A 24698-nucleotide genomic window follows, 5' to 3' on the forward strand; every position below is an offset into this window, starting at 1 on the left:
TTAATATAAAAAGAATACAATTTCAATCGATTTTCAATACGTTTGCATTTCTGACGCATTCTACGGCATCTATTTTGACATGTCATAGAATGTTCTTGTTACTCTTTATCAGACTCGACAGATAGAAGATTATCCTTTTGCAACGAAGTGCCACGTTCTTTATGATTGCGGAGCCTTGCAGAGTGAGAATCGCTTAACATCCCGGCGGTCAACACTGCATTTTCACCGAATTTATTACGTAGCATGTCCATAGTCTTGTTAAGAGACTCTTTCTTAGGCTGACGTTCGTAATCGAACAAATCAAGCTGAATGGCAGAATCCTCTTTAGCAATCAAGCCCTGCAGGGTCACACCCAGCAGCCGCACAGGCTTCTCCCCATTCCAATGACGAACATATAGATCGCAGACGGACTTGTAGATATCCTCCCCACTCTCCGAAGGAGCCTCTAGCTGACGCGAACGGGTTATGGTCTTCATATCGGGTGTCCGAATGGTCAGCTGCACCCCTGAGGCAACAAGTCCTTGCTTACGCAAGCGCCGGGCTACCTGATCACTTAAATTCAACAAAATCGGTCGTACCTCAGCAAGACCTATGACATCCCGCGGCAATGTTGTGGTGTGTCCAATCGACTTACTCTGCTCCCGCTCAGGATTAACGATCCCATGATCAATACCGTTGCCAGCACGCTTTAGCCATGAGCCCATAACTCCGAAATTCTCAACCAGCATATTTTCATCAGCCGCTGCTAATTGACCAATACTGTAAATGCCCAGTTTGCGGAGCTTTTCTGCTGTTTTTCCACCAATGCCGAACATTTCGTTACAAGGCTTGTCCCATAAAATCTTAGGCACATCCCGCAGTCGCAGCACTGAAATACCGTTTGGCTTTTTTAAATCGGAAGCCATCTTCGCAAGCAGCTTATTGGGAGCGATCCCCACTGAGCATGGCAAGCCCAATTCTTCCATTATACGGCGCTGAATCGTCTCCGCTATTTCCATGGGTGTACCGAATTGTCTGGAGCCAGTTATATCAAGGTAACATTCATCGATGGACACTGCTTCCAGTAACGGAGTATAGCTATATGCAATCTGCATAAAAGCATTAGAATATTTGCGGTATAAATGGAAGTCCGGTTTAATAACGATAAGCGATGGACAAATACGAAGCGCCTTCTGAACCTGCATTCCCGTCGAAATCCCCATTCTGCGGGCGACGTAGGAACAAGTCACTATGATCCCTTTCCGCAATTCAACACTACCCGCAACCGCAGTAGCTTTGCCTCTATATTGGTCAGGGTCCTCTGCCTCATGCACAGAGCAGTAAAAAGCATTCATATCAACATGCAGGATAACCCTGCCACTCGTTGGATAATACTGATCAACATTCTGCACAATATCTACCTTCTTATCCTCAGGTTTTCTATTGTCCAATTTAGAATAACTCTCCGCTGCGGTTAGGTCAACTTAAGAGGCTGTAAAGTTCTTTGTTACATTCCCGCGTAAAAATGCTATAATATATAAATTCATTTCCCTATAAGGAGGACTCTCATGTCTAAGTCCATCTCCATCTTCGATACTACATTACGCGACGGCACCCAAGGTGAAGGCATCAGTCTGTCGGCTGACGACAAGCTGAAGATTGCCAAGAAACTCGATGATCTGGGTGTGCACTATATTGAAGGTGGCATCCCGGGAAGCAACAATAAAGACATTGAATTTTTCAAAAGAGTCAAGGAGCTTCATCTGAACGCCAAAATTACAGCGTTCGGCAGCACTCGGCGGAAGAATTCCTTGGCCGAAAACGATGACAATTTAAAACGTATGATTGACGCAGGGGTTCCTGCTGCTACACTCGTCGGAAAATCTTGGGATTTTCATGTACACACTGCATTACAGACTACGCTTGAGGAGAATCTCGCCATGATCGGCGACTCCATATCCTACTTGAAACGCCAAGGCCTTGAAGTGATTTTTGATGCCGAGCATTTCTTCGACGGATACAAGAATAATCCTGAATATGCAGCAGCTGTTCTGTCCAAAGCCCGGGAAGCCGGAGCAGATTGGCTTGTAATGTGCGATACCAACGGTGGGACCTTACCTTACGAAATTCATGAGATTGTTACCGCTCTAAATCAACAATTGCCCGGAGCCAATCTCGGAATTCACACTCACAATGACTGTGAGCTAGCGGTTGCCAATGCACTTAGCGCCATCGGAGCTGGAGCACGGCAAGTACAAGGTACCATTAATGGTTACGGTGAACGGTGTGGCAACGCCAACCTATGTTCTATTATTCCTACACTACAGATCAAAATGGGTTATCACTGTATTCCAGGCGATTCATTGTCACAGCTTACCAACACTGCCCGCTACATTAGTGAAGTTGCCAATGTTAATCTGCCCGTAAATCAGCCTTATGTCGGAAATGCAGCTTTCGCACACAAAGGTGGAATCCATGTCTCCGCCATCATGCGTGATTCACGGACCTATGAGCATATCGCTCCTGAGCTTGTCGGGAACAAGCAGCGTGTGCTGGTCTCCGAACTTGCTGGACAGAGCAATGTACTCTCCAAAGCGCAGGATATGGGTTTAAATCTGGATCCAAGCAGCGAGCAGGCTCGCCGAGTGATCGAGAAAATCAAAACGATGGAACATCAAGGCTATCAGTTTGAAGGTGCCGATGCCTCACTGGAGCTACTCCTTCGGGAAGCTACTGGCGAGATGAATGAAACCTTTACCTTTGAATCCTTCAAGATGTTAGTTGAGAAAACCGCAGAACATCCAGTAGTATCTGAAGCGTTCGTGAAGCTGAAAGTTGGCAGTGAGAATCTTTATACCGCTGCTGAAGGTAACGGTCCAGTCAACGCACTCGATAACGCGCTTCGTAAAGCATTACAGACCTATTTCCCACAATTAAAGGAAATGCATCTATCCGACTATAAAGTCCGTGTAATAGATGAACAGGATCAGACTGCAGCAAAGGTAAGGGTATTGATTGAATCCAAGAACTTCACAGACACCTGGAGTACGGTTGGTGTCTCCAGTAACGTAATTGAAGCCAGCTGGGAGGCACTTGTTGACAGTATGCGCTACGCGCTTCTCAATGAGCTCTCTTTGGAGAATGAGAAGACGACCAGCAGTGAACCTAGAGGCCTGGTCAATCATTAATTGATCACTTATAGAATTTTGTAAGACAAAAAAGAAGCTTCCCAAAAGTAGAATTCTACTTTTAGGGCAGCTTCTTTTTTATTAAATAGGCTATATAACGGACTATTGCTTTAGCCCATAGACTTTGGGTGGTGGGCGGTGAGCAATGGGCAGTGTGCGGTGCGGGATGCGCGGGGTGCGAGTTCGGGTGCGGGTGCGGTAGAGTAATTAGGGAAAAACTCCCTGAAAATAGCCGATATTCGCTATAAATGAACAGAAACAGGGAATTCCTCCCTAAAAATCAGGGTGATTTCATTATTTTCCACCAAAACAGCTAGATCAGAGGGATATTTTCCCTAATTATTCGTTGAATGACCCGAGATCTCGAAATAATAGGGAAAAACTCCCCAATTGTTCTAACGAGGCTTCCTTCGGGGTTCCAGCCATTTCTGCTCCACTGTATAGTGAAATTAATGCTTGGGGTCAACTAAAGCAAATCGTGGCTGACCAAAAACGCAGATCAGCGATCCTCCAAAAAGAAGAATCGCTGATCTGTAGACTTTTGCTGTTTGGAGAAAAAAGCAGATCTGTCTCCACATGGGACAGCCTGCTTCATGATTCGGTAAGCTTGATTATTTTCTCCTCCAACTCTTCAGGGCTAAGAATACCTAGAATAATCTCAGAGATCACTCCATTCTTATCAATGAGCACATTGGTGGGAAAAACAGCTCCATTATATTTGCTGTACACCTCATCTTTTACATCAAACATAACCGGAAACACAAGACCGTATTTCTTGATAAAACGTTCAGCATTGGGTTTATAATCCTGACTGCTCACATTAATACCGTAGATATCTAGAACATCCTTATACTTAGTGGCCATGGTATTAAGTTCAGGAGCTTCCTGCTGGCAGGGATCACACCATGAAGCCCAGAAATTAAGGATTACCGCTTTATCTCTGGGGCCATCAACAACATAGGTAGTCCCATCTGTTCCCTGAAGTGAAAACGAAGGTGCACGCAGTCCAGCCTTAGGTCCGCTCTTCATCGGCAGCTCATTTTGTTGCGCAAGCACAGCTTCTGCTTTTGGCTCACGATTATACCACACCGCAAACACAGCAACACATACAACTATGAGTAATACTGTTATATTTAATTTATTACTTGCTTTCATAGTCATCTGTTCCTTTACGATTGGAATAGTTTTCTACTATTGTACCCTCAATAGGTTAAATTTCAAACCATCCATTTTTTACACAATAATATATACTTTTATAATAAAAAAGAGGGTTTCGTCTGCGACGAAACCCTAATGAAGAGAGAGGGGTGAACAAATGGCAGCATTCCAGGGAAATGTCCAGCCTATTAGACTGAAATATTCCGTACAGCAAGCACTGGGGAAGCACCTGCTGTCCTGTTATCCGCATGAAGCATGCGGAGTCCTGCTGGGTGCTGCCGCAGCGGGTGGCATGCTCATAGATACTTACGTACCCTTGCGCAACGTAGCGCCAGACCCGCTGCACACCTTTACTCCTCACCCTGAAGAGTGGATTGATGTTCTTTACAACGAACCGACAATCATCGGCCTATTTCATTCCCACCCACATTCAGCACCTATCCCTTCAGTTGCCGATTATAAAGGATTAACAGCACTAGGACCTGAGTTTGCGCTCTATCTTATAGGTTCTCCCAACATCAAAGACAGCTGCAATCCCATTCTGAACGGATTTTATATTGAGCGTTTGCCTGATAACCGCGGTAATTTGTCCCGCGGTTTATCCCAAGCCCCGCTTCACGTTCTACTTAAATAAGCATATAGATCTCCCAAGGTATCCACTTGGCCGCGCTCCGAAATTTCCCGCAGGTAGATCACCCACAGCTGTGCTGTCATCTTTGCGTCTTCCAAGGCATGATGACGGCCATGAATCGGAATTTCATGTACATATAGCAGCTCATCCAGCGAATAATTACTTCGCTGTGGCTCAAGCCATCGCGCTAACATCATCGTGTCCAGCACACGGTGTGTTAGCTGAACTTTAGAGGTTTTCCATAAAGCAGCATTAAGAAAAGCCTTATCATGTGAGCTTGCATGTGCCACCAGCACATTTTGACCTACAAAGGACATAAAATTATGAAGGCCATCCATTAAGGAGGGAGCGGATTGTGTCATTTCTTCCGTAATCCCAGTCAGCCTTGTAATATCCTCCGGAATAGCCGTCTGACAGTTCACCAGTGTATAAAAGCATTCCTCTTCTTTGATCTGCTCTCCAACAACCTTGACGGCTCCGAAAGACATAATCTCATCCCCATGCTGATGGGAAAAGCCTGTAGTCTCTAGATCAAAGATCACTGTCTCTAATTCAGACAATGGGGTATGCAGCACCTCAGGCCGCCGCTTCTCTCGCATCAAAGATCGAATAAAGGCCATTTGCTGCGCAGTCTGTTGCGCAGTTTCCCCACCTCTCATCGAAGCAATTGCCGAGGGCATTCCACCTTGTCTTAGATTACTCCAGAATCCTCCGCTTTTGTTCGGCTCCCTCATGACCGCCACCTTTCCGCTGAGCGGAGCTGACGCTGCAGCGCCCGATGAAGGCGTCTGACAAGCAGCAGGCTTTCACGCAGCTCAGACAGCAGCTGCTTATTCTTCAATTCACTCTCAGCTACATAATCACTGCTGATTAACAATCCATCCTGAACACTATATGGCGTGTTCACTCGCAACCGCATTGCTAATAAGAAAGCTCTGCGGATATCCTCTAAATGTTGATATTTCCCAAGCCTATCAAGCGCTTCAATCCGCTCTAATGTCGAGCCAGCTCTAATGCCATGTAGTAATGACAACCGTCTAACAATGTTCACTAACGGAATATAGACCCCATACTTAACATCAAATCCGCCTGCATAATCACCAAACCGTTCTGTTAACACCTGTCCCAGTAAATTCAAAGTCGCTTTGTGGCGTACTGTATTGCGAAGAACAGCATTAGACAGCTGCTCATTTTCCGCAAAGCCTTCATAGAAAGCTTCTTGCCACTTCGCTGATAACTTCACGCTTCCTGCCACATGACGCATATCCGAAGAGATAATAAGATACCGGATCGGCTCCCATTCCAACTGAGTTCTCCAGCTATCAAGCTGCTCTATCCATTCAGATAATGTCTTACGCCACATGACTTGGGAGCACATTACCTTCCCCGCACATTTCTCATATCCTACTTCTTCAAGCATATCGGATAACAAAGTTCCGAAAAATTCGAAATAGCGATTTTTTTCCCCATCAGGCTCTCCTTCGACTATCAGGCCATTATCCTGATCGCTCCAAAGCGTTGCCTCCTGCCTCCCACTGCTGCCAAACACAATAAAGGAATAAGCACAGGGAGGCGGGCCATAGCCCGCCTCTTTCATCTGCGCCTCACATATGAGTACTGCGGTTTGGGCAATAAGATCATGCATAGTATTCACACGGAACATCCATTCCTCTATAGGAATAACATTCAACTGTTCGAGAAGTACTTTTTGACAGGCAACACGCCTCTCCCTAAGCTCCTCTGACGAACCGGCCAATACGATGGTCCTAAAGCTTTCTTCATTATACTCATCTGTTAACTCCATCGATGCCACACGGTCCGCCTCCCTGTCCGAGTTGAAATGTTATTGTTTAAGGGTTTTGGATTCCGAATCTGCGATCAATTTCATTTGCTCAGGGTATCCGTAAGTACCATGCTCACTGATATCCAGACCCATTAATTCTTCTTCTTCTGTAACGCGAAGTCCGATAGTTACCTTCATTACATACAAGATGATGAAAGAAAGAACGGCTACGAAAACAAATGTTCCAACCACACCAAGCACTTGAACCCCTAGTTGATGGAAACCGCCACCGTAGAACAACCCAGCTTCACCTACCAAGCCGCCTTTAGTAATAAGCTCAGGTACAGCGAACAGACCCGTTGAAACTGCACCCCACATCCCCGCAATACCATGCACCGAGAAAGCATAGATTGGATCATCAAGCCCTGCACGTTCCAGCCATTGGGAAGTCATGAATGTAAAAGCACCGGCTACAAAACCAATAATGATTGCTGCCCATGGATCAACGAAAGCACACGCTCCTGTGATTGCAACCAATGCAGCCAGAACACCATTCAGCATTGCTGGAATATCAGACTTACCAAAGTACAACCAAGAAGCAATCAATGCTGCCAAACCACCTGCTGCTGCTGCGATGTTCGTTGTTAGGGCTACGTGACCGAAGAAACCGCCCATTGGGGACAAAGCACTACCTGGATTGAATCCGAACCAACCAAACCAGAGGATAATAACACCGAGTACAGTAAATACTTGGTTATGACCTGGAATGATCACGGGTTTACCTTCTTTATTAAACTTACCAAGCCGAGGCTTAAGCAATATGGTTGCTACGACTGCTGCCGTTGCACCTGTAAGATGGACAACCGTGGAACCTGCATAATCTTGCATACCCAGCTCAGCCAACCAGCCACCGCCCCATACCCAGTGAGCTACAACTGGATAAATTACGACGGAGAACAAAATTCCGAAAATGATATACACACTCAGCTTCGCACGTTCTGCCATACCACCAGATACGATAGCCAAGGAAACTGCTGCAAAGGCCATTTGGAATAAGAATTTAACATTTAAAGTAACATCAGAAAATGCAAGTGATTCAAAAGAAGCTGCGGTTGAATCTCCTCCGTACAAGAAGCCTGTAGTACCGAAGAAGCCATTGCCGTTACCGAAACCAAGTCCAAAGCCGATAGCCCAGAAGCAAAGACTTGCGATAGCCAGGGTAAGTACTGTCTTACCTGCTACGTGCCCTGCATTCTTCATCCGAACCGAACCCGCTTCGAGCATTGCAAACCCTGCTTGCATAAAGAATACTAAAATGAATGCCAGGAAGGTAAACGCTGTGTCCAATCCGACTTGTAAGTCTACGTTCGTCGGACCGTCCGCTGCAAAAGCACTTACCGGATAAATCATCAGTGTAATCATGGCCAGTAACATCATCAACCATTTCTTTTTCATTTTTACCCCACTCCCCAATGTTATATTTTCTAACAAAGCGTGAAACTCTTAATGTCATTATAATCAGAAGTCAGGTAAATTGACAAGACTATTTTGGGAATGTTTTTATTTTATTTTATTTGAGCACACGAAATTTTCACAGTACTAATGGACTAGAGGTCCTAAAGACCTGATTCTAGCTGCATTTTCATTAAAATAACTACGCGCACAACCTCATTTATATTACCTAATACTTGAACGCATCTTTTACCAAAATTACAAAATACATAACATTTAATGTTATGTATTGGGGTAACTTATAGTTTTCAACCTCAATCATTCTTCAAATTTGATATCCCTTTGAGTTTGAGTGTATTGTATAGAAACTACAGATCACCGTTCATGAATTAACCCTTCTTTACTGCATATACTTTATGAAAGTATGACGTTTGACTGTATGGTTTCCAGTTTGTTATCATTACAGATAGCATAAGAAACCATCAATTTAGGAGATGACCGCCACTTATCGGCAGTCGTATTCAATTAGTGAGGCGAGATTAAATGGGGATATGATTTTGTATCGAATTGGAGAATTAGCTAAGGCTGCTCACATTAGTGAACGAACTATTGATTATTACACGAAACTGGGATTAATCTCCCCGGAATCTAGAAGCACCAAAAATTATCGGCTATACAGCCATGAAACCTTGGCTGCTTTAGAACGTATTACTCAATTAAAGCATGACAAGTATTCATTGGAAGAAATCAAATCTATGCTAGGCAAATGGAACGAGGCAACACCAGAAACTGACGTCTCTGATAAATTAGTTGAGTTAGAGCAGCAAATGCAGCGGCTAGAACGGGAAGTAAAAGCCCTTGAACCTCTTATTAGTGGTTTGAAGCCAGGACAGGCCAGTCGCGTACTTTCAAATCTGCTCCCTCAGGGATTAGCCTGCATGGAAGCGATCCGGCTATTGCTTACGCAAGGACCGCCAATGTAAATACCATATTTACAATACAGTGGAGGAATGCATCTATGTTTATGTACCTATTAGTAATTATTGCTTTTCTTTTCTCATTGTGGGCACAGTTTAGAGTCAAAGGAACCTTCAGCAAGTGGTCAAAGGTAGCTAATTCGAACGGCCTGACTGGATATGAAGCCGCGAGACGTATGCTCGATGCTAATGGCTTACACGATGTTCCGATTGAACCTGTAAGAGGCACACTCTCAGACCATTATGACCCCATCCACAGAGTTGTACGCTTATCAGAGCCTGTGTATTATGAAAGTTCCATCTCAGCAATTTCTGTCGCTTGTCACGAAGTAGGCCACGCGATTCAGCATAAAGTAAGTTATCCTATGTTGACACTTCGTCACCGGATGTTCCCGGTAGTTAATTTCGCATCAGGCATCGCGCCTTTCATGCTGATGGCAGGTTTCATCTTCGGTTACTTTAATCTTATAGGCTTGGGTATCATTTTCTTCTCAGCAGCTGTTGCATTCCAGCTCGTAACGCTGCCTGTAGAATTCAACGCCAGTAACCGGGCTCGTCAGGTCATGGTAGAACAAGGTTTCATCCGCAACGAAGAAGAACGCGGAGTAGCAAAGGTTCTCAACGCCGCTGCATTAACTTATGTTGCTGCCGCTCTAGTATCCTTGCTTGAATTGCTTCGCTTGATCACCGTCTTTTTAGGCAACCGCGACTAATATCGCATACCTCTAAACAACAAAAACCCCGGAAGGCTAAGAGCCGACCGGGGTATTATTTTGCCTAGCTTTAAAGTAGGAGATTAAAAAAGTCCGAAAGGAACGTGCCACCAGCGGTAATTTACTATCTGTACGGTAGATCAAGCCAACCGTTCTCGTCACCGCAGGCTCCACAACCTTCACCTGGGCTGGTTGAAGCGGATTCGTCTGATAGAACGCCATCTCCGGAAGCAGGCTCACACCCATCCCTGCGGCCACCAAACCACGAATGGTATCGGTCTCTCCGCCTTCAAAAGCAATCTGCGGTTGGAATCCCGCCTGCAAGCAAGCTTGCCAAACGATAGGTCTTAACGAATAGCCTTGGCTGAATAGAACAAACTTCTCTTTTTGCAGCTGTTCCAACCGAATTTCAGATTCTCCTGCCAACCGGTGATTCTGAGGAAGAATCGCAAACAACTCTTCAGTCATTACAATATCCCCCGAAACATGCTCATCATTCTCCGGAAAAGGCGAAATGAAAGTTAAATCCACTTCTCCAGACAATACGTCTTTTATCAAAGAAGGGTAAGATCCTTGTTTAAAACGAAATTTGACATGAGGATAATACTTACGAAAATCTGCAACGATAGTCGGGATTAGATGTGTGCCAAGGCTATGCGGGAATCCAATCCGAATCTCACCACGCTCGGGATCCAGAAATTCATGCACCTCATTTACTGAATGCTCCAACTCCTTAAGGATACTCTCAACCTTTTTGCAAAAGAGCTGCCCAACAGGGGTAAGCTGCAGATTGCGCCCTTTTTGCATGAATAGATCAACCCCAAGCTCTTGCTCCAGCTGATGAATCTGACGGCTTACCGCAGACTGCGCTACATGAAGCTCTTCTGCCGCTCTTGTTACGTGTTCTTTTTGAGCTACCTTTAAAAAATATTGCAGCTGTCTTAGCTCCACTCCATCATCGCCCCTGTCTTAGGCTTTTTTTGAATATACGAATAATTAGCCCATATACGAAAAAGCCAGAAACCAAACCTCCGAGATGTGCAACCCAATTCACATTCGGTGTAGCAAACGACATAATGATCCCGATCATTAGCAATCCGTATAAAGTCTTACGCGAGCCCTCATCCATCATCGCCCGTTGAATAACGGCAATGTATAAAAATGCACCATAAATGGCGTAGATTGCTCCAGAAGCGCCAACCGAAACCGTACCAACCTCCACAACTGAGCGGGCACTAATCGCAATTGTAAGCAGATTTGCCAGAAAACCACCCGCCACATAGAGCAGCGCATAACGCCACCAGCCCAGCAATCGCTCCAGAGGCGGTGCAAACACCAGGAGAGCGAAGCAATTAAAGAACAGATGGGAAAACCCATTATGTAAAAAAATAGCGGCCAGATAGCGCCACAGTTCCTCTTTGTACGGACTCACATCAACTATAGCACCAAAATCAATAAGCGTTTGAATATTAGTTGATCCTCCGTTAATTACCGTCAGGATAAACATGATCACATTGGCCAATATGAGCAGACAGGTTACCGGATAATACCGGACATAACTTTTCCAATTTTCGTATCGAATAAATATCATAACACCCATCCCTTTACATATATATCTTGTCCGGTTGGACATCTTCCTGCTATTAAGATTATAATTTATTGTGGCAGTAAGAATCCAATATTATAATTCGAGGAGGAAAACAAGGATATGACGCAAGAAAAAACAGGCGTAGCTACTTTTAAAGGCAACCCCATCACTCTCGTAGGACCTAAGCTAACAGCTGGTGATCCTGCACCCGATTTTGTTCTGAGCAAGAATCTTCTGGAAGACGTGTCTCTAAGTGATTATGCCGGTAAAATCAAGCTAATCAGTGTTGTCCCTTCTCTTGATACCGGGGTATGTGACGCACAGACCCGCCGGTTCAACAGTGAAGCCGCAGAGCTTGGTGACGATGTGGTAATTCTCACGGTAAGCACGGACCTGCCGTTTGCCCAAGCTCGCTGGTGCGGTGCTGCCGGTATCGATCGAGTAATTACTCTATCCGACCACAAAGCAACCTCATTTGGACAAGCCTATGGTGTGCTGATTAAAGAATTCCGCTTAGATATGCGCTCCATCTTTGTTCTGGATAAGAACGACAAGATCGTGTATGTTGAATATTTGAGTGAAATGACCGAGCACCCTAACTATGAAGATGCTATTGCTGCTGTGAAGAAGCTGCTCTAATTCTTTAATCAGTAGCGGTTATTCCAACAATACTTAATTATCTCTGTTAAAAAAGCGGCAGAAGGTCCATCCTTCTCCCGCTTTTTTTGTAATAGAAAGATTTATCGATAACACACTGAGCAGCTCACCGTTTACGTAAACGCATTCATACTACCCCTAAGCAAGAAGGGTTTGACGGGCCTCTAAAAATCAGTCTGCTTTGTATTTTCCTAATTTTTTGTCCAAAGATGCATACAAGCGTTGAATCACACGGTAATTCGCCCCGAGATCACCAAGTGAACCTCTAGATGCAGAATACATGTCTACACCACAACGAACAGGCGTCGTATTTAGCACCGATACCGTAATGTCCAGCGTACGGCCAAATGCCGTTCTTTTCTCAAGAGTAATCTCACCTACAGACTCCACTTCGTGAAGCACCTTAAATCCAGGAACTTTCTTTAAAGTTGATGAAACTTCTTCCCATGCTTTGTCTTTAGTTAGATTGTAATAACGCGTTTTTAATGTCGGATCTTTGGCGCGGTCGCTTGTTCCATCATGACTGCGGAATAAGCCAACCAAGGTTCTTTTTAACGACAAAATTCTTCCCCCTCTACAAATCCCAAGTTCATTATTCTAAGTGTAACACTCTTGTCTCAGGAACAAAAGGGTATAACTCACTTTCCCTTTATTCCAGACATACAAAAAAGCGCCCGCTCCCATTATTCACGGGAAACAGGGCGCCTTGGCTTAAACAAGAGAAAACCCGCTTATGCCGTCCGGCTACAGTGTCTTCTGAACCTGCTAGAGCAGGTGGGTGATCGCAGAAAACGTTTTTGAATTCCCCAAGTCATATAGACAGGGCGGTTCAGCTGCGCTTCGTGTAGATCTCCCAAGACATTATCATTGGTTCAAAACAACGAGTAACCGTAACGTACATCGCAGGATTTGTTATTATTATATTGCGTTTTAACGAAAAAGTAAACCTGTATGCGCTTTATTTTTACACAGGAATTAATTACCTGGAAATATCCAACGCTTAATCCAGCATTTTGTTAAATGCGTTTGGTGTCCTTTTCATCAATTTCATCCTCGTAGTCATCATCATCGTCATCGTCGTCATATTCATCCGCCCGATTGTTCAATGCTGCTGCTTCTGCTTCTTCCTGCTCTTTCAGTTTCTTCTTTTCTACTTGCAGCTGTAACTTATTATAAGTAGCGTAGAAGTTAAAGAAGGCCGCCATTGCAATCAACGTTGGAATACAAATGAAATACAGAGCCGGATATCTAAGACCGATATAAACAAGAACCGCGGCTGCAATCAATGTAGAGAACACACGAATTGGGCGTGCTATAGTCAGCAATATAGAATTGGTCATCACTTGCTTGAAGCCCATTTGGTAATGAACCACAATGGAAAAGAAGTTAAACATGGATACCGACAAAAGTATCATCAGCACCAACATCAAAATACCAACAATTCTGAAGTTAGGCATTTGTGTCATGTAAACTGTTACATCAACGTACATAACAACGAACATCAATGTATAGATAACTCCTCCGAGCATACTTTTTACATAGTTCTCTTTATACCCCTGAAAAAATGTACGAAAAGTTCCTACATCCGTATTCCCCATTACCCACTTACGTACTACAGTAAATAAAGCGGCTGAAGCTGGAAACACCGTAAAGGGCGCTAGAATCCCCATTGCCCAGTTCAATGTAATTTGCTCGTTCGCTCCACCTGCGCCTGTCCCTAACATAATCATCTTTAAAACACCAAAAAACAAAAACGGGGCGGAACATAGTGCCCATAAGATATTACTTCCTGCGATACGTGAAATCCATTCTGTGACGCGGTATAAGCCGCCCATTGCTCCTTTAAACTCCAATTCCCTTCCTCCTCTGTCTCTTACATACTACATATCTTAACTATACCTCATTTGACCTCCTCATTTCCATAGCCCAACTTTCTGAATTATAGACTATCGTCTATACGTAAAGCCTTTATAGTCCATATATTAGGATTGTAACCATAAGAAATACCAAAATCCCCACATTCTAAAGGAGGTTATCTCATGTCTACACCTGTTGGCTTCGGCGGTTGGACTTCTACAGGCACGATCCTCGTATTGTTTATCTTGCTCGTTATCATCACTCGTACATTCGGATACTAATATCTCACAAAACAAATTCGCGCCCTACTAAGGACACAACAATTCACCAAACATCCTTATATTTCAGCAAAAAGAAGACGAGAACCGCAATGCGGCATCTCGTCTTCTTTGGTATCTGGACGAAGTATTAATTATCGAAATCTTCACGTTTTGCAGGACGAGTGCTCGTGCTGCTTGGACGAGTGTATGGTTTACGCTCTGCGCTGCGGTTTGCACCACCGTCACGAGCTGGTGCGCCATCACGGTTGCCTTTATAGCCACCGCCATAGCCGCCACTGCCGCTACCGTAGTTGCTGCCACCGCTGCTATAGCCGCCACGACTACCGCCACCGTTATTATCACGGTTACCACGGTATCCGCCACCGCTACCGCTGCCACCGGAAGTACCACGGTTTCCGCCATAACCACCATTAGGTTTACGGCCACTGCGGATATCGTTTTTGCCACCACGACGTTTAGCACGAATTGGATCTTCAGGAGTCAATTCAATTGCGGAATCCTTCTTGTCGCCAGTGAGAAGCTTCATAGCTGCGGACAACAATTGTACGGAATCATATTGCTCAAGCAATTGAATAGAAATTCCTTTATACTCGTTCAATTCTCCGCTTTCTACCACTTCAAGCAAACGCTCAGCAGTAACGCGTTGTTTACCTTCAATAGCTTCAGCCATTGTTGGCAAAGGTTTACGAGTAATCCGGTGACGAGTAACACGTTCGATCAAATGCAGGTGATCGATTTCGCGTGGAGTAACGAATGACCAAGCCGTACCTTCTTTACCTGCGCGTCCTGTACGACCAATACGGTGTACATAGCTTTCAGGATCTTGTGGCAAGTCAAAGTTAATTACGTGAGTTACGCCGGATACGTCCAGACCACGTGCCGCTACGTCAGTAGCTACCAGCACGTCAATGCTGCCATCACGGAATTTACGCATTACAGCATCACGTTGGTTCTGTGACAAGTCACCATGCAATCCATCAGCAGAATATCCGCGTTTTTGCAAAGCTTCAGCAAGCTCATCAACCCGGCGCTTAGTACGTCCGAATACGATAGCTAATTCAGGTGATTCCATATCAATCAAACGACTAAGAGCTTCAAACTTTTGACGCTCAGGCACTTCCACATAAGCTTGATCAATCAGTGGGGCACTGATTTGTTTCGGAATAACGGAGACATGTTGCGGGTTGTTAAGAAATTGTTGAGCTAGGCGTTGAATGTTTGGTGGCATTGTAGCAGAGAACAACATGGTTTGACGTTCTACAGGAACGAGCTTCAAGATCGTCTGAATATCTTCCATAAAGCCCATATCCAGCATTTCATCTGCTTCATCCAATACAACGGTTTGAACATCATCCAAACGGATCGTTTTACGGTTGATGTGATCGAGCAAACGACCAGGTGTACCAATAATGATTTGTGGTTTCTTTTTCAATCCACGGATTTGACGTCCAATATCCTGTCCGCCATAAATCGCCAACGAGCGAAGACCTTTGAAACGGCTTAGCTTGCCAATTTCTTCTGACACTTGGATGGCCAACTCACGAGTTGGTGCCATAATAAGGGCCAAGATTTTTTCGTCTTCACGGTTAATCTTCGAAATGAGGGGGATACCAAAAGCAGCAGTCTTACCTGTACCAGTCTGAGCTTGACCGATCAGATCCGACCCAGTCAATGCTAATGGGATCGACTGTTCCTGTATCGGTGTTGCCTCCTCAAATCCTAACTCTGTGATTGCTTGTAGCACTTTTGGCTCCAAGCCAAATTCTGCGAATGTTTTCAAATTATTCATGCTCCTTCTATACAGTGGACATTCCACATGCTTGTCTGTATTCTTAAGTAGCGGTAAACACATTTATAGGCTGTCCAATCATGCTCTATTTTCTGCATGATATAGCGCTTTTGGGACGAAAAGCCTCCCTAATCATCAGGTACCTTGTTGTACCTGAGCAACTGTAGCTTTACATCCGATGCAATGCAAAAATACCATTGTAACGTTCTACTCAAGAATATCCTATACATTATATCACAAACACATGTGAGAATACCAGTGGGTTCCTTTCTTTTCATTGCTTTCATGTTTTATTTTTTTAAATATATATATAAGGGTGGATTTACTTGTTAAGACAGATTTTGAATTGTTTGGTTGTTTTTTTAGGGGCAGCACTAATCGCCAGTGGATTTAATCTATTTTTAATTCCACACCGTTTACTAAGTGGTGGCGTATCTGGGCTTTCCATGTTAGTGGGTTATTTCACTCCATTAAACATAAGCCTCCTATACTTGCTCTTTAATATTCCTCTGCTGGCTGCTGGTTGGTTCCAGTTAGGCCGGAGATTTATTATTATGAGCATGTTGTCCGTTGTGTTTACAACCTGGTTCTTAACGGTGATTCCCGAGCATCTGGTGGCTACAGATATGCTGCTGTCCTCTGTATTTGGCGGAGTTCTTGTTGGGATTGGCTGTGGTATCTCCTTTCGTGCAGGAGGTTCTTCCGGAGGTTTTGACATCTTGGGTTCAATTATCACTAAATACCGTGATTTCCCGGTCGGTAATGTAGTGGTAAGTTTAAATGGACTAGTTATCCTGGCGGCCGCTTATCTTGACCAGAACTGGAATTTAGCACTTTCATCAATGGTATCTATATATGTAACAGGTAAAGTGTTGGATATGATTCATATCAGCCACTTAAAAGTAACCGTATATATTGTAACAAACCGTACAGATGAATTACTGCAACATCTAATAGGCCTTCAACGAGGTGTCACAAAGATTAAAACAGAAGGCGCTTATTCTCACGTTGAAAAGGACATGCTAATGACGGTAACAACCCGCTACGAACTTGCAGAGCTGCAACGTATCATCCGCACGACAGATCCTCAAGCTTTTGTAAATATTGTTGAAACAGTGGGTGTCATGGGCTCCTTCCGGAAAGACAAAATGAGGAAATAAAAATTCCTAGTATTGGAAAATGCACCAAACTCAGAATTATGATATATTATACACACGCAGAACCCTAACAATTTCATAAAGATTGAGATTTACCCCTCTTTTTTCCAAAGCACTTCGTTTTCCGATGAACACTGAATCTATTCAGAACTATCGAAAAAGGAAAGGGTGATTTTTGTGGAAATGGAAACGGTAAAACTGTCAGCAATCGTCATGAGGTGGTATCCTGATATGATGCCGTTTCTCAAACAGGACGAATTAAATTCAGTAATCGTTCTGCGAGACGGGCTAAGTATTCTGGAACCTGCAGATGCCATGGATATTATCCATTACAGCATCTGTGAACATCAGAATTCTGCGTATCTTCAATGAGCAAGCCGCAAGAGAAGTCTTGATAGTTGCCGCCTTGGGTTCGGCCCTGTTGCCGATTTAAGGCGGCATTTACTTTTTTCATACCGTTTCGAATCCATACATCTCGTTTATAAACAACAAAGGCGGTTTTTTATTCCCAATCTGAGCTAATATTGTTACAACACTGTTCTTTTTGGGAGCAACCGTTCCTATATAATTTAGGGGAAAGTACATAAAGGGAGAGAAAAACGAATGAACATCACCTGGGCTCTACTGATGATGGCCTTGGGAAGCGTAGGCGTACAACAGAACCAACATGACGCTGAAGTGGCGATCGCTTTGAAGTCCGCCATGAATCCCCCCATCATTGCACAACAAAACAACAATTCGAATGTAGCAACTCCAGCTCCAAGCGCTTCACCTGAAGCAACAAACTCAGAAAGTATGTTACACACCGATCCACAGCCAGACGCACCCAAAGTAAAAGGCATTTATGTTACCGCCTACAGTGCTGGTGGGGAACGAATGGAAAAGCTGCTTACATTGCTTGACCAAACCGAACTTAACTCAATGGTTATAGACATTAAGGACGATGCGGGTTATATCACGTATAAGACCGATAATGCCGACCTTCAGAAGCTTGGTAACCCTCAGCCTTTTATTGGAGATATCAGCAAGTTAATGGAACGTTTGAAGAAACATGATGTTTATCCTATCGCCCGGATTGTTGTTTTTAAAGATTCCATTCTTGCCAAGAAGAACCCGCAGATGTCTTTTGTTAATTCTGATGGCACTGTATGGAAGAATAAAGGCGGCGACAGCTTTGTTAATCCTTATAATGAAGATGTTTGGAAATACAATGTGGATATCGCCAAGGAAGCTGTCAATCTCGGCTTCAAAGAAATTCAGTTCGACTATGTTCGTTTTCCGGAAGGATTCGAAAAACGTGCTGAAACCCTTAAATACACTAAAACCAGTGATTCACGCGTAGAAATTGTATCTAATTTTGTTAAATATGCCAAAGCAGAGCTAGCTCCACTTGGTGTCCGTGTGTCCGTAGATATTTTTGGATATGCCGCATCTGCCCCTGCTGAGGGTATCGGCCAAGACTTTGTTAAAATATCCAAGAATGTGGATGTTATCAGTCCAATGGTTTATCCAAGTCACTATTCAACGGGATGGTTTGGGGTGAAAGAGCCCGACTTAGATCCTTACGCTACAATCAAAGGCTCCATGGTTGATACACATAAGAAGCTTGATCCACTGGGCAGCTACAAACCCGTTATTCGGCCTTGGATTCAAGACTTTACAGCAAGCTGGCTCGGAAGTGGTCATTATGTGAAATATGGTAAAAAACAGGTGGAAGATCAAATCCGCGCTTTAAAAGATGAGAACGTGGATGAGTTCCTTCTCTGGAACGCCAACAATCGCTATACAGCCGATGTTGATTACGAAAAACAATGAATACAGCCCTTATTATTTATAGCTGATCTGATATACGTATGCTAAAGACCCGGCGTCTGCCGGGTCTTTTAACGGAAACTTATTGAACTATTTAACCTATTCCATGAAAAATCATAAAGAATGAGGCACAGAATTATGATACAGACCACCTCTTTAAAACAAAAGGCAGGACAATTTTTTCATATTTTATTCCCAATCCTTGTTACACAAATTGCTTTATCCGCGATCACCTTCTTTGATACTAATATGTCCGGTAAATTCGGGACCGTCGATCTGGCAGGAGTTGCGATAGGAACTAGTCTTTGGATTCCAATCCAAACCGGTCTCAGCGGTATTCTTATGGGGATCACACCTATTGTCTCACAGCTCATCGGGAACAAAAAAGATAAGGATGTCGCCTTTCAAGTCACACAAGGTATTTGGCTGTCACTAATTGTTTCGATCATCGTCTTGCTGATTGGCAGCTTTGCCTTGTCACCTATTCTTAATTTTATGAACTTGGAGCCTGGTGTAAGAGATGTTGCTTTCCGCTTCCTCAGTGCTATTTCGTTCGGAATTATCCCCCTGTTTGGATATACGGTACTTCGTAGCTGTATAGACGCTTTAGGGCAAACACGCGTATCCATGTGTATTACACTAATAGCTTTGCCTGTAAATGTAGGTTTGAACTATTTGCTCATCTTCGGGAACTTCGGATTCCCTCGTCTCGGGGGTGTTGGTGCAGGGGTAGCTTCAGCCATTACCTATTGGGTTATATTTGCCGTTGCTCTACTGTTCATATATCGTTCTCAGGCCTTTGTAAATCTCAGATTATTCCGTAATTTCCACTTCATATCGTTAAACAGCATTAAAGATTTGCTTAAAATCGGAGTACCCATCGGTTTCTCGATTTTTTTCGAAACGGCTGTCTTTTCCGCTGTAACCTTGTTAATGAGCCGATTTGATACCGTAACAATTGCCGCGCATCAGGCAGCAATCAATTTTGCAACAACACTTTATATGATTCCGCTCAGTATTTGCATCAGCCTTACCATCCTCGTCGGCTTCGAGACCGGGTCTGGCAGACAAAAGGATGCACGCCAATATGCCATAATGGGTATCGGGCTGGCGGCAATCCTTTCGCTGGCCACAGCTTTATTACTCTTGTTTGCCGGAAATCATGTAGCTGGTCTATATTCAGATGAACCCGATGTCATCTCGTTGATTCAGCATTTCCTGATCTATGCAATCTTTTTTCAAATCTCAGATGCAATTGCTACACCTACTCAAGGGGCGCTTCGCGGATATAAGGATGTTAACCCAGCCTTTATCATTTGTTTTATTGCCTATTGGGTAATTGGCTTACCTACAGGTTATGTACTTGCAACTTATACAGATCTAGGAGCATTCGGCTACTGGATTGGTCTTATTACCGGTCTTGCCATCGGTGCGACCCTGCTATTGTCTCGGCTTATCAAAGTTCAACGGCGTTATGCCGCACAATACACACAGGAACAACCACAGAGTTAACGATCCATATTACACAAAAAAGGAACAGTGCGCATCTCGCAGCTGTTCCTTTTTATATATAGCGTCGCTAATTATTGGGAAAGACGGGAAGCCAGCTCGTACAGCTCCAGGTCAAAGCCCTTTTTCGTATTTACAACGAGATCAATATCTGTAAGAGTTAATTCACCTTTGATGATACCACAAGCCTTGTCGGATTCACCTTCGATTAGCTTACGTACGGCAAAATCGCCAAGACGGCTAGCCAGATTCCGGTCTCCAGGAGTTGGTGTTCCACCACGTTGGATATGTCCGAGTACAGTAACACGTGCATCCAGAGAAGCATGACGGTCTTTCAGAGCTTGAGCCACATCTTCACCTTTGCCAACGCCTTCGGCAACAATTACGATACTGTGACGTTTACCTCTGATAAAGTTATCGCGCATCCGGTCAGCAACTTCATTCAAATCATACGGCATTTCCGGCACAAGAATTGTTTCTGCCCCGGAGGCCAGTCCAGCATGCAGCGCGATATCGCCACAGTGGCGTCCCATAACCTCTACAATCGAAGAACGTTCATGGGAGGACATAGTGTCACGCAACTTGTTAATAGCGTCTACAACAACGCCAACCGCTGTATCAAACCCGATAGTGTAGTCTGTGAAGGAGATATCGTTATCAATCGTACCTGGCAAAGCCATAGTCTTGATACCAAGTTTACTTAATTTGTTAGCTCCTTTATAAGAACCATCTCCACCGATAACTACTAGACCATCGATACCCAGTTCATTAAGGATATCCGCGCCTTTTTGTTGTCCTTCCGGTTTCGTGAACTCCAGACATCTTGCAGACTGCAGAACAGTACCGCCACGTTGAATAATATCCCCTACACTGCGAAGATCCATTGGGAAAATATCGCGATTCAGCAGACCTTGATAACCACGTTGCACCCCAAATACCTCAATACCGAAATAAAGTGCGCTTCTTACAACCGCACGAACAGCGGCGTTCATTCCCTGTGAATCTCCACCACTAGTCAATACTGCGATTTTTTGAATTTTAGACATTCTGTTGTTCCTCCTTAAAATTGTGCGAAGTCTGATACTTCTTATGAAAATAACTTCGCGACATGGTTACAAAAAGCGTTTGCGTATCCAACGGCTGTTAGCGAAGAAGAACAGTCTTGTAAGCGGACTGCCTTTCATCAGGCTTTTAGATACAGAGCGAACTTCCCGCTGTTCGCTAACTTTGGGATCAGATAAATAAAGTGCCAGCAATCCCTCAATCACCATACGATGCATCGAAGACTCTGGAAGATTACGAACATCCTTACGGGCCCACTCAACCATTGCAGCGATCCGACTCAGCATGGTATCCGTGTCATCATAATAATTGCAGAAATTAAGATCACCGCCTGCTCGGTCCTCTTCCTGATCAATCAGATAATCCAGCATAATGTGCAGACCACATACATGCGGAAAATACGCAGCTCGAATCGAAGCCGCAGAAGCTTGGTTCAGCTTCGGATCACATGCGGAAAGAAATAACATAAATACACCTAGTGTTGATCCCGTTGCAGCCGAAAACTCATTCCATTGCAGATGCGGCGCTCGACTGCCCTGTTCCTCCCACCACTCCTTCAGGGCTGTTTCCCTGAGTTCCGGGCGGATGTGCTTATACACTTGTAAATCTGTATAGAGCACAGCCAGTTCTCGAATCTCCGCTGCAGCAGCGGAATAACCTGGCAACAAAGAAATCATTTCTTGGCATTTACGAACCAGCCTGTACAAATATCCGCCGTCATTCTGTTCACTTCGAAGCGCATAATAATTACCTGGCTCAGCATTTGGATCAATAGCATCCAGCATAGATTGATGCAGCAGCCTGAAATCTGCAGGATCAAGCGAAGTACTGCGATCACATAAGTTGTCCAGATAATCACTGATAGTTTGATAAGCAACAATTAGCGGAATCAGTATATGTTTCATCGATAAATTGCCGGCGGCATAAATACCACCGCCTATGCAATGAAACTCTTTAGTTTCAATGCTGGCAAGTGCTTGCTTCCGGAGCTCGGGATCGGGAATCCCGTTCGCATCTTGGCGCCAGAAATGGAGACATTCTCTCACTTCCGGCAGCACGTACTTATAGACCCTGTTCATAAGTCCCAGTGGACCACGCGGGCTAAGGTAACGGCCTTGCTCTAATTCACTCAATGACAGTGCCTCCACATTGTTGTCTCCTTATCCAAATCACCACTTATTATAATATGATCAGGCGTATTTGTACAAACAACAAAATCACTTTCGTAAAATCATGAAAGATTCAGAAATACAGCAGTTTTTAAAAACATCTCCCCATTGCTTTATGCTATACTAGGCATATTTCAATTTCGGAGGAGTGCAATCCATGTTTTCAAAACGGACCGGCAGCCTTTACAGTGATCAAAACTGGCTGCGTTCCTTTCTTTTTACCATATATGGTACCAGCGTCCTTGTAGTATCCTACTTTCCTTTATTCTACACACATTTAGGGTTTAGCAGTTCTCAGATAGGCTACTTGTATTCCCTCGGTCCCCTTATCTCCATCCTATCCAATCTATTCTGGAGTATGATAAGCGATAAGTTAGGCACCGTTCGAAAGATCATGTTCATACTACTTGCGGGTCAATTAGTAACTGGTCTTCTATTAGCCAGAGCGGCCGAATTTTCATCTGTCATGCTTATTTTGTCCTTCTTCTACTTCTTCTATTACCCAGTTTTTCCGCTTGCCGATACAATGGCTATCAAAGTTGCCGAAAGACACGGACGGAACTTCATTACCATTCGCGTTTTTGGCTCCTTAGGCTATTCTTTCTTTGCTCTAACCGTTGGCTATGCATTAAGAGCATTGGGCTCTACTTGGAGCTTGACCCTATGTATCATCATCATTATTGCTGCACTTTTAATTACCCTAGGTCTTAAAGATGTTAAGAGACCTGCTGTTATAGAAACAACGAATCAAGATAAGGACACAGCTGAAGCTGATAATAGCAAAAATGGACTTAAAGATATATTGTTGCAAAAAGAGGTGCTGTGGTTCTTCGGCTGTGTGTTTGTACTCGCGTTAGGCCATAGAATGAACGAAGCCTTTCTGACGATCAGTCTAAAACAACTAGGCGCTGGTGAGGAAATCATTGGCTGGGCATTGCTCGCATCAGCTCTTAGTGAAATCCCTGTATTATTTATCCTCAGCAGATACGGCGACAAATTCAAAGAATTGCCCTTGCTGGCCTTGGGGAGTCTGATGTACGCTCTGCGTTTTCTTTTGATGTCCCTGGCGGATCATCCAGGCTCAATGATTGCCATTCAAGCCATGCACAGTATATCATTTGGTGTTTTTTATGTAACATCTGTCCGTTATATCACCCGGATTATCCCGGATCGCCTTCGGGCAACAGGTCTTGCCATTTTCACCGTCGTTTGGTCAAGTGCCTCTGGGCTGCTTAGCGGTACCTTTGGCGGAATTATTTATCAAGAGGCGGGGCGTTATATTTTTTATATAGTGGCTACGGGTTTCAGCTTACTTGCTTTTGCTGGGTTTCTGGGACAGCATTTATTGAAATCCAATCTGGATCCGATCAATTATTTCAGAAAAAAGAACAAAAAAGCCTCCCTATAATTAGGGTTGGTGTTATTCCATAATACAAAAAGGTCGTTTCACTCCCCTTCACTGGAGTGAAACGACCTTTTTCATTTTGGATAACTTCTATAGCGGGCGTAAAAAAACACAGTTCCCGAAAGAACTGTGTTCTGTAAGTTGGTAACCACTCTTGCAAGGGCTTGCCAAGTAAATTATATATTTGTAGCAGACAGCTTAACTGTCCTGCTGTTTCTTATAATTTTACTACGTTTTCAGCTTGCGGTCCGCGACTACCATCAGTGATGTCGAATTCTACTTCTTGACCTTCGTCCAAAGTCTTGAATCCTTCACCTTGAATTGCTGAGAAGTGTACGAATACATCTTCGCCGCCTTCTACTTGAAGAAAACCATAACCTTTTTCTGCGTTAAACCATTTTACTGTACCTTTCAATTGAACAACCTCCTAAAAATAACCGCCATATATGGCGTATAACTATAGTATACTGCAATCTTCTGTTCAAATCAATCAAACCCAACCCTTAATATATGATTTAATTTGCTTTTCCC

General features: G+C 44.0%; 24 protein-coding genes and 1 other RNA gene. 11 read left to right on the forward strand and 14 right to left on the reverse strand.

All coding sequences use genetic code 11. From position 1 onward, the window contains the following. Positions 1-98: 98 nt before the first annotated feature. The gene (locus tag MHI15_RS26625) at positions 99-1430 is read right to left on the reverse strand and encodes a DNA polymerase IV (protein ID WP_282579938.1); all 1332 of its coding nucleotides are present in this window, start codon (positions 1428-1430) and stop codon (positions 99-101) included. 117 nt (positions 1431-1547) lie between these two features. Here MHI15_RS26625 and cimA point away from each other — a divergent pair, with 117 nt between their 5' ends. Then, a complete protein-coding gene (cimA, locus tag MHI15_RS26630) occupies positions 1548-3167 on the forward strand; it encodes a citramalate synthase (protein WP_076191352.1) in 1620 nt (539 codons plus the stop codon). 591 nt (positions 3168-3758) lie between these two features. On the opposite strand, the gene MHI15_RS26635 is transcribed toward cimA, so the two are convergent. Then, complete coding sequence (locus MHI15_RS26635) at positions 3759-4322, reverse strand: TlpA family protein disulfide reductase (protein WP_076191350.1); 564 nt, start codon at positions 4320-4322, stop codon at positions 3759-3761. 160 nt (positions 4323-4482) lie between these two features. Here MHI15_RS26635 and MHI15_RS26640 point away from each other — a divergent pair, with 160 nt between their 5' ends. Then, positions 4483-4959 carry a M67 family metallopeptidase gene (locus MHI15_RS26640; RefSeq protein WP_076280961.1) on the forward strand — a complete coding sequence of 159 codons (477 nt, stop codon included), beginning with the start codon at positions 4483-4485 and terminating at the stop codon, positions 4957-4959. Here the strand turns inward: MHI15_RS26640 and MHI15_RS26645 are convergent. Genes MHI15_RS26645 through MHI15_RS26655 form a run of 3 tightly spaced genes read right to left on the reverse strand, consistent with a single transcriptional unit; the run spans position 4941 to position 8194 of the window. Further along, on the reverse strand, positions 4941-5690 hold the full coding sequence (locus MHI15_RS26645; RefSeq protein ID WP_038569828.1) for an exonuclease domain-containing protein: 750 nt from the start codon (positions 5688-5690) through the stop codon (positions 4941-4943). The genes MHI15_RS26640 and MHI15_RS26645 overlap by 19 nt on opposite strands. Further along, positions 5687-6760 (reverse strand): DUF294 nucleotidyltransferase-like domain-containing protein, encoded by a 1074-nt coding sequence (locus MHI15_RS26650; RefSeq protein WP_076184365.1) that lies wholly within the window; start codon positions 6758-6760, stop codon positions 5687-5689. Before MHI15_RS26650 ends, MHI15_RS26645 begins: the two co-directional genes overlap by 4 nt. A gap of 39 nt (positions 6761-6799) precedes the next feature. Continuing rightward, on the reverse strand, positions 6800-8194 hold the full coding sequence (locus tag MHI15_RS26655) for an ammonium transporter (RefSeq protein WP_036689307.1): 1395 nt from the start codon (positions 8192-8194) through the stop codon (positions 6800-6802). A 548-nt stretch (positions 8195-8742) separates the two neighbouring features. Here MHI15_RS26655 and MHI15_RS26660 point away from each other — a divergent pair. Together MHI15_RS26660 and MHI15_RS26665 are read left to right on the forward strand one after the other, a co-directional pair. Beyond that, a complete protein-coding gene (locus MHI15_RS26660) occupies positions 8743-9174 on the forward strand; it encodes a MerR family transcriptional regulator (protein WP_036689305.1) in 432 nt (143 codons plus the stop codon). Between the two features lie 35 nt (positions 9175-9209). Then, a complete protein-coding gene (locus tag MHI15_RS26665; protein WP_076125126.1) occupies positions 9210-9881 on the forward strand; it encodes a zinc metallopeptidase in 672 nt (223 codons plus the stop codon). A gap of 36 nt (positions 9882-9917) precedes the next feature. Here the strand turns inward: MHI15_RS26665 and MHI15_RS26670 are convergent, their stop codons facing one another. Both MHI15_RS26670 and MHI15_RS26675 read right to left on the reverse strand, forming a co-directional pair. Next, positions 9918-10832: a LysR family transcriptional regulator gene (locus tag MHI15_RS26670; RefSeq protein ID WP_076125124.1), complete on the reverse strand. Its 915-nt coding sequence runs from the start codon at positions 10830-10832 to the stop codon at positions 9918-9920. A 4-nt stretch (positions 10833-10836) separates the two neighbouring features. Further along, positions 10837-11472, reverse strand: a complete 636-nt coding sequence (locus tag MHI15_RS26675) for a rhomboid family intramembrane serine protease (RefSeq protein ID WP_076125160.1) — start codon at positions 11470-11472, stop codon at positions 10837-10839. 117 nt (positions 11473-11589) lie between these two features. On the opposite strand from MHI15_RS26675, the gene tpx reads away from it, so the two are divergent. Then, the gene (gene tpx / locus MHI15_RS26680) at positions 11590-12108 is read left to right on the forward strand and encodes a thiol peroxidase (protein ID WP_076125122.1); all 519 of its coding nucleotides are present in this window, start codon (positions 11590-11592) and stop codon (positions 12106-12108) included. Positions 12109-12297: 189 nt separating this feature from the next. Here tpx and MHI15_RS26685 read toward each other — a convergent pair whose 3' ends face one another. From MHI15_RS26685 to MHI15_RS26695, 3 genes are all read right to left on the reverse strand, one after another. Continuing rightward, entirely contained in the window at positions 12298-12687 is a 390-nt protein-coding gene (locus MHI15_RS26685; RefSeq protein WP_036689295.1) for a DUF1499 domain-containing protein, read from the reverse strand. Between the two features lie 159 nt (positions 12688-12846). Then, positions 12847-13038: non-coding RNA, 6S RNA (gene ssrS / locus MHI15_RS26690), on the reverse strand. 104 nt (positions 13039-13142) lie between these two features. Beyond that, positions 13143-13979, reverse strand: coding sequence for a YesL family protein (locus MHI15_RS26695; protein ID WP_076125120.1), 837 nt, complete (start codon positions 13977-13979; stop codon positions 13143-13145). 186 nt (positions 13980-14165) lie between these two features. On the opposite strand from MHI15_RS26695, the gene MHI15_RS26700 reads away from it, so the two are divergent. Further along, positions 14166-14264 (forward strand): hypothetical protein, encoded by a 99-nt coding sequence (locus tag MHI15_RS26700; RefSeq protein WP_036689290.1) that lies wholly within the window; start codon positions 14166-14168, stop codon positions 14262-14264. Between the two features lie 127 nt (positions 14265-14391). Here the strand turns inward: MHI15_RS26700 and MHI15_RS26705 are convergent, their stop codons facing one another. Further along, entirely contained in the window at positions 14392-16044 is a 1653-nt protein-coding gene (locus MHI15_RS26705) for a DEAD/DEAH box helicase (RefSeq protein WP_036689288.1), read from the reverse strand. Positions 16045-16379: 335 nt separating this feature from the next. On the opposite strand from MHI15_RS26705, the gene MHI15_RS26710 reads away from it, so the two are divergent. From MHI15_RS26710 to MHI15_RS26725, 4 genes are all read left to right on the forward strand, one after another. After that, complete coding sequence (locus MHI15_RS26710) at positions 16380-17213, forward strand: YitT family protein (RefSeq protein WP_036689285.1); 834 nt, start codon at positions 16380-16382, stop codon at positions 17211-17213. A gap of 180 nt (positions 17214-17393) precedes the next feature. Continuing rightward, positions 17394-17582: a hypothetical protein gene (locus MHI15_RS26715; RefSeq protein ID WP_036689649.1), complete on the forward strand. Its 189-nt coding sequence runs from the start codon at positions 17394-17396 to the stop codon at positions 17580-17582. Between the two features lie 231 nt (positions 17583-17813). Continuing rightward, positions 17814-19025, forward strand: coding sequence for a putative glycoside hydrolase (locus MHI15_RS26720; RefSeq protein WP_341165096.1), 1212 nt, complete (start codon positions 17814-17816; stop codon positions 19023-19025). A gap of 135 nt (positions 19026-19160) precedes the next feature. Further along, on the forward strand, positions 19161-20534 hold the full coding sequence (locus tag MHI15_RS26725) for an MATE family efflux transporter (protein ID WP_076280962.1): 1374 nt from the start codon (positions 19161-19163) through the stop codon (positions 20532-20534). A gap of 71 nt (positions 20535-20605) precedes the next feature. On the opposite strand, the gene pfkA is transcribed toward MHI15_RS26725, so the two are convergent. Together pfkA and MHI15_RS26735 are read right to left on the reverse strand one after the other, a co-directional pair. Then, a complete protein-coding gene (gene pfkA, locus MHI15_RS26730) occupies positions 20606-21577 on the reverse strand; it encodes a 6-phosphofructokinase (RefSeq protein ID WP_036689277.1) in 972 nt (323 codons plus the stop codon). Between the two features lie 66 nt (positions 21578-21643). Continuing rightward, positions 21644-22726 carry a tetraprenyl-beta-curcumene synthase family protein gene (locus MHI15_RS26735; RefSeq protein WP_036689648.1) on the reverse strand — a complete coding sequence of 361 codons (1083 nt, stop codon included), beginning with the start codon at positions 22724-22726 and terminating at the stop codon, positions 21644-21646. A 193-nt stretch (positions 22727-22919) separates the two neighbouring features. Between MHI15_RS26735 and MHI15_RS26740 the strand changes: the two genes are divergently transcribed. Continuing rightward, positions 22920-24170 (forward strand): MFS transporter, encoded by a 1251-nt coding sequence (locus MHI15_RS26740; protein WP_076280963.1) that lies wholly within the window; start codon positions 22920-22922, stop codon positions 24168-24170. A 214-nt stretch (positions 24171-24384) separates the two neighbouring features. Here the strand turns inward: MHI15_RS26740 and MHI15_RS26745 are convergent, their stop codons facing one another. Further along, positions 24385-24582 (reverse strand): cold shock domain-containing protein, encoded by a 198-nt coding sequence (locus MHI15_RS26745; protein WP_036689272.1) that lies wholly within the window; start codon positions 24580-24582, stop codon positions 24385-24387. Positions 24583-24698 lie beyond the last annotated feature (116 nt).

The sequence above is a fragment of the Paenibacillus sp. FSL H7-0918 genome (assembly GCF_038007025.1).
Taxonomy (GTDB): Bacteria; Bacillota; Bacilli; order Paenibacillales; family Paenibacillaceae; genus Paenibacillus_AQ; species Paenibacillus_AQ odorifer.

Coding starts and splice junctions, on each gene's coding strand:
- cimA (WP_076191352.1), top strand. CDS start 1,548: ATGTCTAAGTCCATCTCCATCTTCGATACTACATTACGCGACGGCACC.
- MHI15_RS26635 (WP_076191350.1), bottom strand. CDS start 4,322: ATGAAAGCAAGTAATAAATTAAATATAACAGTATTACTCATAGTTGTA.
- MHI15_RS26640 (WP_076280961.1), top strand. CDS start 4,483: ATGGCAGCATTCCAGGGAAATGTCCAGCCTATTAGACTGAAATATTCC.
- MHI15_RS26645 (WP_038569828.1), bottom strand. CDS start 5,690: ATGAGGGAGCCGAACAAAAGCGGAGGATTCTGGAGTAATCTAAGACAA.
- MHI15_RS26650 (WP_076184365.1), bottom strand. CDS start 6,760: ATGGAGTTAACAGATGAGTATAATGAAGAAAGCTTTAGGACCATCGTA.
- MHI15_RS26655 (WP_036689307.1), bottom strand. CDS start 8,194: ATGAAAAAGAAATGGTTGATGATGTTACTGGCCATGATTACACTGATG.
- MHI15_RS26660 (WP_036689305.1), top strand. CDS start 8,743: ATGATTTTGTATCGAATTGGAGAATTAGCTAAGGCTGCTCACATTAGT.
- MHI15_RS26665 (WP_076125126.1), top strand. CDS start 9,210: ATGTTTATGTACCTATTAGTAATTATTGCTTTTCTTTTCTCATTGTGG.
- MHI15_RS26675 (WP_076125160.1), bottom strand. CDS start 11,472: ATGATATTTATTCGATACGAAAATTGGAAAAGTTATGTCCGGTATTAT.
- tpx (WP_076125122.1), top strand. CDS start 11,590: ATGACGCAAGAAAAAACAGGCGTAGCTACTTTTAAAGGCAACCCCATC.
- MHI15_RS26700 (WP_036689290.1), top strand. CDS start 14,166: ATGTCTACACCTGTTGGCTTCGGCGGTTGGACTTCTACAGGCACGATC.
- MHI15_RS26715 (WP_036689649.1), top strand. CDS start 17,394: ATGGAAACGGTAAAACTGTCAGCAATCGTCATGAGGTGGTATCCTGAT.
- MHI15_RS26720 (WP_341165096.1), top strand. CDS start 17,814: ATGAACATCACCTGGGCTCTACTGATGATGGCCTTGGGAAGCGTAGGC.
- MHI15_RS26725 (WP_076280962.1), top strand. CDS start 19,161: ATGATACAGACCACCTCTTTAAAACAAAAGGCAGGACAATTTTTTCAT.
- pfkA (WP_036689277.1), bottom strand. CDS start 21,577: ATGTCTAAAATTCAAAAAATCGCAGTATTGACTAGTGGTGGAGATTCA.
- MHI15_RS26740 (WP_076280963.1), top strand. CDS start 22,920: ATGTTTTCAAAACGGACCGGCAGCCTTTACAGTGATCAAAACTGGCTG.